This is a genomic window from Pseudomonas sp. rhizo66 (assembly GCF_031931925.1).
GTDB lineage: Bacteria > Pseudomonadota > Gammaproteobacteria > Pseudomonadales > Pseudomonadaceae > Aquipseudomonas.
In genome coordinates this window covers 46,992-60,901 of sequence record NZ_JAUJWZ010000025.1, presented here as the reverse complement: position 1 = coordinate 60,901, position 13,910 = coordinate 46,992, and the positions used below count along the sequence as shown (strand labels likewise).

The 13,910-nt window shown below is 59.4% G+C and carries 10 protein-coding genes; 6 read left to right on the top strand and 4 right to left on the bottom strand.

Going from position 1 to position 13,910, the window contains the following annotated elements; genetic code table 11:
* Nucleotides 1-59: 59 nt before the first annotated feature.
* Nucleotides 60-2,954: a ribonucleoside-diphosphate reductase subunit alpha gene (locus QZR14_RS25040; RefSeq protein WP_123453382.1), complete on the bottom strand. Its 2,895-nt coding sequence runs from the start codon at nucleotides 2,952-2,954 to the stop codon at nucleotides 60-62.
* Nucleotides 2,955-3,831: 877 nt separating this feature from the next.
* Here QZR14_RS25040 and QZR14_RS25035 point away from each other — a divergent pair.
* Complete coding sequence (locus QZR14_RS25035; protein WP_311998015.1) at nucleotides 3,832-4,554, top strand: response regulator; 723 nt, start codon at nucleotides 3,832-3,834, stop codon at nucleotides 4,552-4,554.
* On the top strand, nucleotides 4,551-6,161 hold the full coding sequence (locus tag QZR14_RS25030) for an ATP-binding protein (RefSeq protein ID WP_123453378.1): 1,611 nt from the start codon (nucleotides 4,551-4,553) through the stop codon (nucleotides 6,159-6,161). The genes QZR14_RS25035 and QZR14_RS25030 overlap by 4 nt, the downstream gene beginning before the upstream one ends.
* 140 nt (nucleotides 6,162-6,301) lie before the next feature.
* Here the strand turns inward: QZR14_RS25030 and QZR14_RS25025 are convergent, their stop codons facing one another.
* Nucleotides 6,302-7,027 carry a 4'-phosphopantetheinyl transferase family protein gene (locus tag QZR14_RS25025; protein WP_311998014.1) on the bottom strand — a complete coding sequence of 242 codons (726 nt, stop codon included), beginning with the start codon at nucleotides 7,025-7,027 and terminating at the stop codon, nucleotides 6,302-6,304.
* 146 nt (nucleotides 7,028-7,173) lie between these two features.
* Entirely contained in the window at nucleotides 7,174-7,965 is a 792-nt protein-coding gene (locus QZR14_RS25020; protein ID WP_311998013.1) for a dienelactone hydrolase family protein, read from the bottom strand.
* A gap of 143 nt (nucleotides 7,966-8,108) precedes the next feature.
* Here QZR14_RS25020 and QZR14_RS25015 point away from each other — a divergent pair, with 143 nt between their 5' ends.
* The 3 genes from QZR14_RS25015 (at nucleotide 8,109) to QZR14_RS25005 (ending at nucleotide 10,881) form a co-directional block, all read left to right on the top strand.
* Nucleotides 8,109-8,711, top strand: a complete 603-nt coding sequence (locus QZR14_RS25015; RefSeq protein WP_250605922.1) for a porin family protein — start codon at nucleotides 8,109-8,111, stop codon at nucleotides 8,709-8,711.
* Between the two features lie 149 nt (nucleotides 8,712-8,860).
* Nucleotides 8,861-9,538, top strand: coding sequence for a response regulator transcription factor (locus tag QZR14_RS25010; RefSeq protein ID WP_093442145.1), 678 nt, complete (start codon nucleotides 8,861-8,863; stop codon nucleotides 9,536-9,538).
* Nucleotides 9,535-10,881, top strand: a complete 1,347-nt coding sequence (locus QZR14_RS25005) for an ATP-binding protein (RefSeq protein ID WP_311998012.1) — start codon at nucleotides 9,535-9,537, stop codon at nucleotides 10,879-10,881. Before QZR14_RS25010 ends, QZR14_RS25005 begins: the two co-directional genes overlap by 4 nt.
* A 336-nt stretch (nucleotides 10,882-11,217) precedes the next feature.
* Here QZR14_RS25005 and QZR14_RS25000 read toward each other — a convergent pair whose 3' ends face one another.
* Nucleotides 11,218-12,216, bottom strand: a complete 999-nt coding sequence (locus QZR14_RS25000; protein ID WP_311998011.1) for an AraC family transcriptional regulator — start codon at nucleotides 12,214-12,216, stop codon at nucleotides 11,218-11,220.
* Nucleotides 12,217-12,567: 351 nt separating this feature from the next.
* Between QZR14_RS25000 and QZR14_RS24995 the strand changes: the two genes are divergently transcribed.
* Entirely contained in the window at nucleotides 12,568-13,902 is a 1,335-nt protein-coding gene (locus QZR14_RS24995; RefSeq protein WP_130929328.1) for a dicarboxylate/amino acid:cation symporter, read from the top strand.
* The last annotated feature ends 8 nt before the right edge of the window (nucleotides 13,903-13,910 follow it).

Below are 13,910 nucleotides of genomic sequence, written 5' to 3'. Positions count from 1 at the left end.
CGGGGGTTTCTTTTGCCCGGAGAGTATCAGGCGTCTCGCAACGCCTGACTCAGCTCAGCTTATTGGCAAGCTTCGCAATCCGGCTCGTCAATGGCGCAAGCCTTTGGCACTGGAGCTGGACCGGCAGGAGCTGCCAGAACCGAATCGTCGCCGTGGTTGCCGCCGCTGGAAACAGCGTTCAGCTTGCCGGTGTTGATGGTCGACTTCTCGGTGCTGGTCGCGGCCAGGGCACGGAGGTAGTAAGTGGTTTTCAGACCACGGTACCAGGCCATGCGGTAGGTCACGTCGAGCTTCTTGCCCGAGGCGCCGGCGATGTACAGGTTCAGCGACTGGGCCTGGTCGATCCACTTCTGACGACGGCTGGCGGCGTCAACGATCCACTTGGTGTCCACTTCGAACGCGGTCGCGTAGAGCTCTTTGAGTTCTTGCGGGATGCGCTCGATCTGCTGAACCGAACCGTCGTAGTACTTCAGGTCGTTGATCATGACCGAGTCCCACAGACCGCGAGCTTTCAGGTCGCGAACCAGGTACGGGTTGATCACGGTGAATTCGCCCGACAGGTTCGATTTCACATACAGGTTCTGGTAGGTCGGTTCGATCGACTGCGAGACGCCGGTGATGTTGGCGATGGTCGCGGTCGGTGCGATGGCCATGATGTTCGAGTTACGAATGCCTTTCTGTACACGGGCGCGAACCGGTGCCCAGTCCAGGGTTTCGTTCAGGTCGACATCAATGTACTTCTGGCCACGAGCCTCGATCAGGATCTGTTGCGAATCCAGCGGCAGGATACCTTTGGACCACAGCGAACCCTGGAACGTCTCGTACGAACCGCGCTCGTCAGCCAGGTCGCAGGACGCCTGGATCGCGTAGTAGCTGACCGCTTCCATCGACTTGTCGGCGAACTCGACGGCAGCGTCGGAACCGTAAGGGATGTGCTGCAGGTACAAAGCGTCCTGGAAGCCCATGATGCCCAGACCGACCGGACGGTGCTTGAAGTTGGAGTTCTTCGCTTGCGGCACCGAGTAGTAGTTGATGTCGATCACGTTATCGAGCATGCGTACAGCGGTGTTCACGGTGCGTTGCAGCTTGGCGGTGTCCAGCTTGCCGTCAACGATGTGGTTCGGCAGGTTGATCGAGCCCAGGTTGCAGACAGCGATTTCGTCCTTGTTGGTGTTCAAGGTGATTTCGGTGCACAGGTTCGAGCTGTGAACCACGCCGACGTGCTGCTGCGGGCTACGCAGGTTGCACGGGTCTTTGAAGGTCAGCCATGGGTGGCCGGTTTCAAACAGCATGGACAGCATTTTGCGCCACAGGTCTTTGGCCTGGATGGTCTTGAACAGTTTGACCTTGCCCGGGTATTCGGTCAGGGCTTCGTAGTACTCGTAGCGCTCTTCGAAGGCTTTACCGGTCAGGTCGTGCAGGTCCGGCACTTCGGATGGCGAGAACAGGGTCCACTTGCCGTCATCGAAGACGCGCTTCATGAACAGGTCAGGAATCCAGTTGGCAGTGTTCATGTCGTGGGTACGACGACGGTCATCACCGGTGTTCTTGCGCAGCTCGATGAACTCTTCGATGTCCATGTGCCAGGTTTCCAGGTAGGCACACACAGCGCCTTTGCGCTTGCCACCCTGGTTAACGGCTACTGCGGTGTCGTTCACTACTTTCAGGAACGGCACAACGCCTTGGGATTTGCCGTTGGTGCCCTTGATGTACGAACCCAGAGCGCGAACAGGCGTCCAGTCGTTGCCCAGGCCGCCGGCGAATTTCGACAACATGGCGTTGTCGTGGATCGCGTGGTAGATGCCCGACAGGTCATCCGGCACGGTGGTCAGGTAGCAGCTCGACAGCTGTGGACGCAGGGTGCCGGCGTTGAACAGGGTCGGGGTCGACGACATGTAGTCGAAGGACGACAGCAGGTTGTAGAACTCGATCGCACGGTCTTCTTTCTGCTTCTCTTCGATCGCCAGGCCCATGGCTACGCGCATGAAGAAGATCTGCGGCAGTTCGAAACGCACGCCATCCTTGTGGATGAAGTAACGGTCGTACAGGGTTTGCAGGCCCAGGTAGGTGAATTGCTGATCACGCTCGTGGTTGATCGCCTTGCCCAGTTTTTCCAGGTCGAAGGAGGCCAGCACAGGGTTCAGCAGTTCGAACTCGATACCTTTGGCGATGTAAGCCGGCAGTGCCTTGGCGTACAGGTCGGCCATTTCGTGGTGAGTGGCGCTTTCGGCCACACCGAGGAAACCCAGGCCTTCGGCACGCAGGGTGTCCATCAGCAGGCGGGCGGTCACGAACGAGTAGTTCGGCTCGCGCTCAACCAGGGTACGGGCGGTCATCACCAGGGCGGTGTTGACGTCGGTCAGGGCCACGCCGTCGTACAGGTTTTTCAGGGTTTCGCGCTGGATCAGGTCGCCGTCGACTTCTTCCAGACCTTCGCACGCTTCGGTGACGATGGTGTTCAGGCGGCCCATGTCCAGCGGCGCCAGGCTGCCGTCGGCACGGGTGATGCGGATCGACGGGTGAGCGTTGACTGCTTCTTCGGCCGGCGCGTGGGCAGCGCGTTCTTTCGAACGACCGTCACGGTAGATCACGTAGTCGCGCGCAACTTTCTGCTCGCCGGCACGCATCAGGGCCAGTTCGACCTGGTCCTGGATTTCTTCGATGTGGATGGTGCCACCCGATGGCATGCGACGCTTGAAGGTCGCGGTGACTTGTTCGGTCAGGCGCGCAACAGTGTCATGAATTCGCGACGAAGCGGCAGCGGTGCCGCCTTCAACTGCGAGGAACGCTTTGGTGATAGCGACGGTGATCTTGTCATCGGTGTAAGGAACGACAGTGCCATTGCGCTTGATCACGCGCAGTTGACCAGGCGCGGTGGCTGCCAGATCCGAAGTCGAATCAGCGGCCTGCGGCAAGGTGCCCTGCGGGTTCTCGCGAGTTGTGTCGGTTTGCATGGGGGGTGATCTCCACATTCTCTATGTTTGTTTGGGCACCATCATGGTGCTCACCGTTCTGGTCCGAAGCACTACAACCGACGGGCGTCGGGCATAACAACTTCGGATCAGTAGGAAAAAGGCTAATGACGCCGCATCCTTGCCGAAGTTTTTGGCCGCGAGCCAGGGCTCGAGCCGGATTCCTTCCCGGGTGACAGTAATGACTGCAACACCCGTACCGTTCCGGTCGTTTCCAACCTGAAAAACGATGCCATCCGCAAGTGCGGTTTGGGCTTTGAAAAACTTGCTTGGTTCAACCGGAAACCGGCAATAAATCGCTTGAGTTTCAGGTCTGAAATGTGGTTGGGCGTTTAAGCGGAAAACCCTATATGTAGGGTCTATCCCTGCGCCGTGCTACAAGATAATGCGTTTCACGGGTGCTTGCAACGTACTAGCTGTGGATAAACCTGTGCGTAAATTGTGTAAGAAATCCGGAATTCCCGTGTAGGCCGCGAACCTGCTGAGCTAGACCGTCTGTCACTGTTTTTTCACCGGGAAAAACGCTTCAGCGGATTTTTAAGGGCGCGAACCCTATCACAAAAAACTGCCTTGTCCGAACGCATTTACCGACTTGTGTTCTGGCTGTACGCCGTTTATACAATCGGCCCATGTGCAGGCATTGTTATCCTCCAGAAACATGACAAAAGGGCGGGAGGATCACGCTAAATATCGCGTACCCCTGTAGGAGCTGCCGGAGGCTGCGATCTTTTGAGCCTGATCTTGAAAAGCAAGATCAAGAGATCGCAGCCTCGTTTCACTCGACAGCTCCTACAGGGCATCGTGCGGATTCGGGCAATCGTCTTCCTTTATTAATAACAATAGAAAGCAGAGGTCACCGGTGGAGCAACAAGCCTTTCAGGTATTGATCGTCGAGGATGACCAGCGACTGGCCGAACTGACGCGCGACTACCTGCAAGCCAATGGACTGCGCGTAGACATCGAAGGCAACGGGGCGCTGGCGGCGGCGCGGATCATCAAGGAGCAGCCGGATCTGGTGATCCTCGATTTGATGCTGCCCGGCGAAGATGGCCTGAGCATCTGTCGCAAGGTGCGTGATCAGTATGACGGGCCGATTCTGATGCTCACCGCACGCACTGACGATGCCGATCAGATTCAGGGCCTTGACCTCGGTGCCGACGATTACGTGTGCAAACCGGTGCGCCCACGGCTGTTGCTGGCGCGCATTCAAGCGTTGCTGCGCCGTAGCGACACACCTGAACCGCTCGCCGAAAAATCCCGGCGACTGCAATTCGGCCCGTTGGTGGTCGACAACGCCTTGCGTGAAGCGTGGCTGTGCGACAACGGCATCGAGCTGACCAGCGCCGAATTCGACCTGCTCTGGCTATTGGTGTCCAACGCCGGGCGGATCCTGTCCCGGGAAGAAATTTTCACCGCCCTGCGCGGCATCGGCTACGACGGCCAGGATCGCTCGATCGATGTACGCATCTCGCGCATCCGCCCGAAAATCGGCGACGACCCCGACCATCCACGCCTGATCAAGACCATTCGCAGCAAAGGTTATCTGTTTGTTCCCGAAGCCTGTGTAGACCTGCCGCTGTGAACTCGATCTTCCTGCGCATCTACGGCGGCATGTGCGCAGCGCTGATTCTGGTGGCAGTGCTCGGCGTGCTGGCGCTCAATCTGCTCAACCAGGTGCGCAGCGAGCAGTATCGCGAACGGCTGGCCCACGGCACGTTCTCGCTGATGGCCGACAACTTGCAGCCGATGAATGAAACCGAGCGCCATCGTGCGTTGCTGGTGTGGGAGCGTTTGCTGGGGATTCCGCTGGCGCTGAAGAAGTTTGCCGAGACCGATCTCGATCTGACCCAGCGCACTCGCGTGCAACGGGGGCAGGCGTTGGTCGAACAGACCGGACCGCATGCGGCCAAGGTTTACCGGATGGTCAGCGACAAGGAACAGCTTGTGCTGGTGGGGGAAGTGCAGCAGATCAGCGAGCAACTGGCCCGCGCAACCATTTACCTGCTGGCCGATGAACTGGTGCGCGTGCCGGTCGCCGAGCAGCCCAAGCGCCTCGCGCAGATAAAGCAAGAGAAGGGTTTCGGTTTCGATCTGCGGCTGGTCACGGTGAATGACGCCGACATGGACGAAGACCAGAGCCGCCGCGTGGCCGAAGGCGACACGGTGATGGCGCTGGGCAAGGGCGGCGATTCGATCCGCGTATTCGCTGGCATGGTCGGCACGCCGTGGGTGCTGGAAATCGGCCCGCTGTATCAGATGAACCCATACCCGCCGGAATGGCTGGTACTGATCGCCGCACTCGGCCTGACCCTGATCGGCCTCATCGTTTATTTGTTGGTGCGCCAGCTCGAACGGCGTTTACGCGGCCTCGAAGCGGCGGCCACGCGGATTGCCAAGGGCAGCCTGGAAACCCGTGTGCCGGCGCGCGGTGCCGACTCGGTCGGGCGTCTGGCGTCGGCGTTCAACGGCATGGCCGAGCACTTGCAGCAACTGCTGGCGATCCAGCGTGAACTGGTGCGTGCGGTGTCCCACGAATTGCGCACGCCGGTGGCGCGTCTGCGTTTCGGTCTGGAAATGATCGGTTCGGCGACCACCCCGCAAGCGCTGGAGAAGTACCGCGAAGGCATGGATCACGACATCGAAGACCTCGATAAACTGGTCGATGAAATGCTCACCTATGCTCGGTTGGAGCAGGGTTCGCCGGCGCTGACCTTCCAGCGCATCGATCTGGATGCGCTGGTCAATCAGGTGATTGAAGAGCTGGCGCCGTTGCGCGCCGAAGTCACGGTGCAACGTGGTTTGTGCCTGTCTGCGGCGGATAACGATGATGCCTGGGTCGAAGCCGAGCCGCGTTATCTGCATCGGGCGCTGCAGAATCTGGTGAGCAACGCGATGCGCCATGCGCGTTCGAAGGTGACGGTCAGTTATCAGGTCGGGCAATTGCGCTGCCGCGTCGATGTCGAGGATGACGGGCCGGGCGTGCCGGAAGTGGCGTGGGAGCGGATTTTCACTCCATTTCTGCGCCTCGATGACAGCCGTACGCGGGCGTCGGGCGGGCATGGCCTGGGCTTGTCGATTGTGCGGCGGATCATTCACTGGCACGACGGCCGGGCGATCATTGGCAAGAGCAAGAGTCTGGGCGGGGCCTGTTTCAGCCTGAGTTGGCCGAGGAATCAGGAACGCCGGTAATTCTTTGCGGTGATTGTGCTGGCCCCATCGCTGGCAAGCCAGCTCCCACAGTGACCGTGGTGAGCACAGTTTCAAGGTTCACACAGAAACCTGTGGGAGCTGGCTTGCCAGCGATGAGGCCCGGACAGGCGCTAAAGATTTCAGGCCTGAATGCTGACCAGACTCAACAACTGCCCACCGTGCACGCCGAACTGCGCCTCCAGTTCAGTGCCGTTACGCCACTCATCCGACAAGTCCGTCAACAGCCGCAACCTTACTTGACCCGCTTCAGTCCACTCCAGCACTTCAGCGTGCTCGAAATAAAAGCGCTTCTGCACAATCGGGTACAGCGCTTTGAACAGACTTTCCTTCACCGAAAACGTCAGCGTCACCCACAGCGCCAACTGATCCCGCGAGGCGGCCGTCATGCGTTGCATTTCAGGTGGCGTCAGAATCTCCCCAGCCAGCCGCTCGGCACGTTCGGTGTCGAGCAGGTTTTCCAGATCCATGCCCAGACCGCGCCAGTGTTGCTTGTTGGCGACAATCGCTGCTGCGCGTCCGGTGCTGTGGGTGATCGAGCCGCAAATGTGCGCGGGCCATATCGGCGCGCGGTCTTCACCGATCGCCGGCACAACGCTGCTGCCTTCCAGTTGCTGTAACGCCGCGCGGGCGCAAATCCGCCCGGCGAGAAATTCCGCCTGACGTTTGGCCACCGAGCGCTGAATGCTCGGCGGCGCAACGACGGCGCTGTGCTGAAAGTCATCGCCAAGCAGTCGGGTCGGGTCGAAATGGGTGCTGAGCAGCACGGTGTCGGGCAATACCGTTGGCAACGGCCAGTGGCTGTCGAGCGCGGTGCAGCAGGCGGGGAGGGCGGGGGTGAGATTCATGGCGGGCATTTTGCCGGTTAGCGCCAACACTGACCAGTGCCCACCCGTGTAGGAGCTGCCGAAGGCTGCGATCTTTTGACCTTGCTCTTATAAACATCAAGATCAAAAGATCGCAGCCTTCGGCAGCTCCTGCAGGGGGGGCGCGGTTAGCTAAAGATTTTCTGGAAGAACGCTTTCATGTCCGCCCAGGATATTTCGTCTGCGGCTTTGTTGTACCCGATGTCCGGGCCACCGTGTTCACCATGGCTCAAGCGATCGGCATCCGGATTGGTGAAACCATGCTTGGCACCCTTCAGACTGACAAACTTGTAGTCAGCCCCGGCCTTGTCCATTTCTGACTTGAAGGCAGTGACGTTGTCGGCAGTGACCATGCTGTCCAGCGCGCCATGCTCGACCAGAATCTTCGCCTTTACGCTGCCGGGCGTCGCCGGGGTTTTGGTCGCCAGCGCGCCATGGAAACTCACCACGCCCGCCAGCGGCTCTCCTTGGCGCGCCGCGTTCAGCACCACCGCACCGCCGAAGCAGTAACCGATGGCGGCGATTTTGTTGACGTCGGTCTGCGGCTGCTTCTTCAGCAAATTCAGCCCGGCCTCGAAGCGCTTGCTGGAAGCCGCCGCATCCTGCGTCGCTGCCTGCATGAACGCCATCGCATCTTTCGGGTGCTCGGTGTTCTTGCCTTCGCCGTACATGTCGATCGCCAGAGCGCTGTAACCGAGTGCGGCGAGATCGCGCGCGCGGCGCTTGGCGTAGTCGTTCAGCCCCCACCATTCGTGCACCACGATGACACCCGGGCGTTTGCCTTGGACGGCGTCGTCGTAGGCGTAGTAGCCGATCAGTTTCGTGCCGTCGGCGCTCTGGTAGGGGATTTCTTCCGTCTTGATCGCAGCCTGAGTGAGGCTGCTGACAGCCAGCAAAGTAAGGGCGAGGAACAGGCGCATGGTCGAGTCTCCTGACAGTAAAGGGTCAAAACAGCCTAGTTCATTTGGTTCAGGTCAGGTTCAGAGACGGTTCAGGGGCGGTACAGGGGAGGGTCAGTAACCTTGCGCCATACCCAAACAGCACTGTGAAAGAGGAAATACCCATGACTTTTAACAAACTGTTGCTGGCATTGACCGTAATGAGCGCCAGTATCGCGGCCCAGGCCGATACCACTTCCAACTTCGCCGGCCTGTCCTTCGGCCAGACCAGCGACAAGATCGACAAGTCCCACTCACTGAACAATAACCTCGACCACCCGAACGCCACCGGCGCCATCGACGGCAACAACACCTACGGCGTACGCCTCGGTCAGCAAAACAGTCAGGGTCGCTACTACGCCACCTACGACAACGTGTCAGGCTCGCACAATGGCATTAAACTGCGTCAGGAAAACCTGCTGGGCAGCTACGATCTGTTCTACCCGGTGGGCGGCAGCACCAAGCTGTTCGGCGGTGCCACGGCCGGTCTGACCAAGTTGACCCAGGATTCGCCAGGCTACAGCCGCGACAGTGACATCGGTTACGCCGTCGGCGGCCAGTTCGGGGTATTGCAGCAAGTTTCGCAAAACACCTCGGTCGAACTCGGTTACCGTTACCTGATGAGCAACGCCAGCACCGAAATGAAAGAAAGCGGTGGCAGCAAGCAAGGCTCGCTGGATCTGAACAGCAGTGCCCAGACTTACCTGTCGGCTAACTACAATTTCTAAGGCGTTGCCAGCAGGTTCAATGTGGGAGCGAGCCTGCTCGCGAAAGCGCCGGTTCAGTCGATGAGAGGTCGACTGAGCCATCGCCTTCGCGAGCAGGCTCGCTCCCACAGGTGTGTGACTGGAGATTCTGATTTACCCGGGAGAGTGTTATGAAACTGTTGGTCGTCGAAGATGAAGCGCTGTTGCGCCATCACCTGCAAACCCGCCTGACGGAAAGTGGCCACGTTGTCGAATCCGTGGCCAATGCCGAAGAGGCGCTGTACCAGACCGGACAGTTCAACTTCGACCTGGCGGTGATCGATCTCGGCCTGCCGGGCATGGGCGGTCTCGACCTGATTCGCCAATTGCGCGCGGCCGGCAAGACCTTCCCGATCCTGATCCTCACCGCGCGCGGCAACTGGCAGGACAAGGTCGAAGGCCTTGCCGCCGGTGCCGACGATTACGTGGTCAAGCCGTTCCAGTTCGAAGAGCTCGACGCGCGCCTGAATGCCTTGCTGCGCCGTTCCAGCGGTTTCACCCAGTCGACCATCGTCGCCGGTCCGCTGCTGCTCGACCTCAATCGCAAACAGGCGAGCCTTGACGAGCAACCGCTGGCGCTGACCGCTTACGAATACCGCATCCTCGAATACCTCATGCGCCATCACCAGCAAGTGGTGCCCAAGGATCGCTTGATGGAGCAACTCTACCCGGACGACGACGAGCGCGATCCAAATGTCATCGAAGTGCTGGTCGGTCGTCTGCGGCGCAAGCTCGAAGGCCCGGCCGGGTTCAAGCCGATCGACACCGTGCGCGGCCTCGGCTACCTGTTCAATGAGCGCTGCACTTGATTCGTTCCCTTCGCGTTCGCTTGATGCTCGCCGCCACCACGTTGGCGGTGTTGTTCATGCTCGCCTTGCTGCCGGCAATGCAAGGCGCGTTCAGCCTGGCCTTGCAGGATTCCATTGAGCAGCGGCTGGCCTCGGATGTCACCACGCTGATCTCGGCTGCACGCATCGAAAACGGTCGGTTGGTGATGCCGACGCAACTGCCGGATGAGCGCTTCAACCTCACCGACTTCCGTTTGCTCGGCTACATCTATGACCGCGAAGGGCATCTGGTGTGGCGCTCGAAAGCCACCCAGGAAGAGCAGATCAACTACAAGCCGCGCTATGACGGACTCGGTAACGAGTTTGCGCGGATCCGCGAAAGCAACGGCCAGGAATTCTTCGTCTATGACGTCGAAGTCAAACTGCTCGGCGGCAAAAGCGCGGCGTTCAGCATCGTCGCCCTGCAACCAGTGCGCGAGTACGAAACCACCCTCGAAGGCCTGCGTGAAAATCTCTATCTGGGCTTCGGCGCTGCATTACTCGTGCTGCTGGCGCTGTTGTGGATCGGCCTGACCTGGGGCCTCAAAGCCCTGCGCCGGCTCAGTCAGGAACTCGATGAAATCGAAGGTGGCACTCGTGAGAGTCTGACTGAACAACACCCGCGTGAACTGCTGCGTCTGACCGGTTCGCTCAACCGTTTGCTGCACAGCGAACGTCAACAGCGCAGCCGCTATCGCGATTCCCTCGATGACCTGGCGCACAGCCTGAAAACGCCGTTGGCGGTGTTGCAAGGCGTCAGCGAAGACATGGCGCAACGTCCCGAAGAACGCGATCAGGCCTGGGTGCTGCAAAGCCAGATCGAACGCATGAGCCAGCAGATCAGCTACCAACTGCAACGGGCCAGCTTGCGCAAAAGCGGGCTGGTGCGACATCAAGTGCGCTTGCAACCGGTGCTCAAAAGCCTCTGCGATACGCTGGACAAGGTTTACCGTGATAAACATGTGCGGGTGGTGTTCGATCTGCCGGAGCATTGTTATGTGCCGATCGAGCAGGGGGCGTTGCTGGAGATGATGGGCAATCTGCTGGAAAACGCCTATCGCCTGTGCCTGGGCGAAGTGCGCATCAGCGTGTGCGAGACCCTGGCCGGGATCGAACTGTGTGTCGAAGATGACGGCCCGGGCGTACCGCCGGATCAGCGTGCGCGGATTCTTGAGCGCGGTGAGCGACTGGATGCCCAGCATCCGGGGCAAGGGATCGGGCTGGCGGTGGTCAAGGACATTATTGAAAGCTACAACGCCAAACTCGCTCTGGGGGATTCGCCGATGGGTGGGGCGGCGTTCAGGATTCATTTTCCGGCGGTGTGATTGCGAGCTGCCCTCACCCCAGCCCTCTCCAAGAGGGAGAGGGAGCCGACCGAGGTGTCTGGCGTTATCCATCGACCTGAAATAGCCAGTCGATTATGGAATCGGTAGCGAAGTTTCAGGTCGGCGGATTTACCGAGCATCCCCCAATCAGTCCCTTCCCGCTCAGAGCGAGGGGACTGACCGAAGTGTCTTTGGAAAATTATCGACCTGAGCGATTTGCAGCGAATATGAATTCAATAGAGAGCTTGCAGGTCGGCGGATTTATTGAGCGTCCCCCAATCAGTCCCCTCTCCCTCCGGGAGAGGGTTAGGGTGAGGGGCTTTTGATTTTTGTACCTCACTGCTCCTGCGCCCGATAAGCCCCCGGCGTCAGCCCCGTCCACTTCTTGAACGCCCGGTGAAACGCCGACGGTTCGGAAAACCCCAACTGCTCGGCAATCTGCTGCAACGACAGATCCGCCCGGCCCAAATGATAAATGGCGATATCCCGCCGCAACTGATCCTTCAATTCCTGAAAACTGCTGCCTTCTTCACGCAAATGCCGGCGCAGCGTTTGCGGGCTGATGTGCAAGTGCGCCGCCACCGCTTCCAGATCCGGCCAGTGTGCCGTGTCGCGACTGAGCAAACGGCGCAAACGGCTGCTCAGGCTGTCGCCTTCGTCCGGGCGTGAGAGCAGGTCGGCGGGGGAACGTTCGAGGAAATGTTTGAGTGTGCGTTCGTCCTGCAACAGCGGCATAGACAGATAGCGGCTGTGGAATAAAAGGCTGCTTTGCTCGGTGCCGAAGGTCAGCAGGCAGGGGAACAGCAGGTCATATTCAGCCCCATGCTCGGGGCGCGGATAGCTGAAGCTCGCTTGTTCGAGGCGAATCCGCTGGCCGATCAGCCAACTGCCGAGGCGATGCCAGATCACCAGCAAACTTTCGGTGAGAAAGTGATCCGGGTCCCACAATTGTGAATCGTCGAGGCTCAGGCGCACCCATTCGTCTTCGCGGGTGAGGCTCAGGCGTGGGGCTTCGGGGAATAGGCTATAGAACAATAAACCGCGTTGCAGCGCTTTCTCCAGATTGCGGCAGTGAATCGAGGCATGGCACATCATGGCGAAACTGCCGGGTTTGCTGGGTGCGTTGCCGAAACCCAGGTACTCGTCGTCCAGCGCCAGCCACAGGCCTTGGATCAACCGGGTGAATTGTTCCGGAGCAATGCGTGCGCGGGGTTCGTCGAGCAATTCCGGGCTGATGCCCAGTTGCGACAGCAGCTGCGAATAATCAAAACCCAGGCGGCGCGCGCCACCGAGGGCGGCACGGGCGAAATGACTGGCGATGGTGCGTTCGCGCATAAGCGGCAGATCCTTCCTCAGGCGCCGGATGGTAGCCGGCGCCTGGACACCCCTACAAGGCGGATTTCCGCCAAATTGCAGGACGAGAAGCAGCGAGTTGGCGGAAATCCGCCACACTTGAGTCACTGGACGGTGACATTCGTACACCTGTAATCCCTGATATCAAAAGGCTTGCTGGCAATCGCACCAAAGTGGCACGAGGTTTGCGATACAAGCCACAGAAGCGTGCGTTTGGCCCTGATGGAAAATGCTGCTCCAACAACAAATCCCTCCAGTGCAGGAGGGTTCGCAATTAAGGTTTCGCGGCCAACAGATGGATGTTGTCACGCGGAACGCTTGAGGAAACCTGCAATGACGACTCGTCAGCCACTGTACAAATCCCTGTATTTCCAGGTGATCGTTGCCATCGCCATCGGCATCCTGCTTGGTCACTTCTACCCTCAGACCGGTGTGGCCCTCAAGCCGCTGGGTGACGGGTTCATCAAACTGATCAAAATGGTCATCGCCCCGATCATCTTCTGTACCGTTGTCAGCGGCATCGCCGGCATGCAGAACATGAAATCCGTGGGCAAGACCGGCGGCTACGCGCTGCTGTACTTCGAAATCGTTTCCACCATTGCCCTGCTGATCGGTCTGATCGTGGTCAACGTTGTGCAACCGGGCGCCGGCATGCACATCGACGTCACCACTCTGGATGCCTCGAAAATCGCCACTTATGTGACGGCCAGTAAAGACCAGAGCATTGTCGGTTTCCTCCTCAATGTAATCCCGAACACCATCGTCGGCGCGTTCGCCACCGGTGACATCCTGCAAGTGCTGATGTTCTCGGTGATCTTCGGCTACGCCCTGCATCGCCTGGGTTCGTACGGTCGTCCGCTGCTGGACATGATCGATCGCTTCGCCCACGTGATGTTCAACATCATCAACATGATCATGAAGCTGGCGCCGCTGGGTGCTTTCGGCGCGATGGCCTTCACCATCGGTGCCTACGGCGTCGGCTCGCTGGTGCAACTGGGCCAGTTGATGATCTGCTTCTACATCACCTGCATCCTGTTCGTTGTGCTGGTGCTGGGTGCGATCTGCCGTGCTCACGGTTTCAGCGTGTTCAAGCTGGTGCGTTACATCCGTGAAGAACTGTTGATCGTACTGGGTACATCCTCGTCGGAATCGGCACTGCCACGCATGCTGATCAAGATGGAGCGTCTGGGCGCGAAGAAATCGGTAGTGGGTCTGGTGATCCCGACCGGTTACTCGTTCAACCTCGACGGTACTTCGATCTACCTGACCATGGCGGCCGTGTTCATCGCTCAAGCGACTGATACCCACATGGACATCACCCACCAGATCACCCTGCTGCTGGTATTGCTGCTGTCCTCCAAAGGCGCGGCTGGCGTGACCGGTTCGGGCTTCATCGTGCTGGCAGCGACCCTGTCGGCGGTCGGTCACCTGCCGGTGGCCGGTCTGGCGCTGATCCTTGGTATCGACCGTTTCATGTCCGAAGCCCGTGCACTGACCAACCTGGTTGGTAACGCAGTAGCCACCATCGTGGTTGCCAAGTGGGTCAAGGAACTGGATACCGATCAGCTGCAAACCGAGCTGGCCTCGGGCGGTCGCGGTATCTCCGACGAGCGTGAAGAAGATGACCTGGGTGTGGCTGAAGGCCCAACCCCAAGCAATGTGAAGTAAGCACTGCT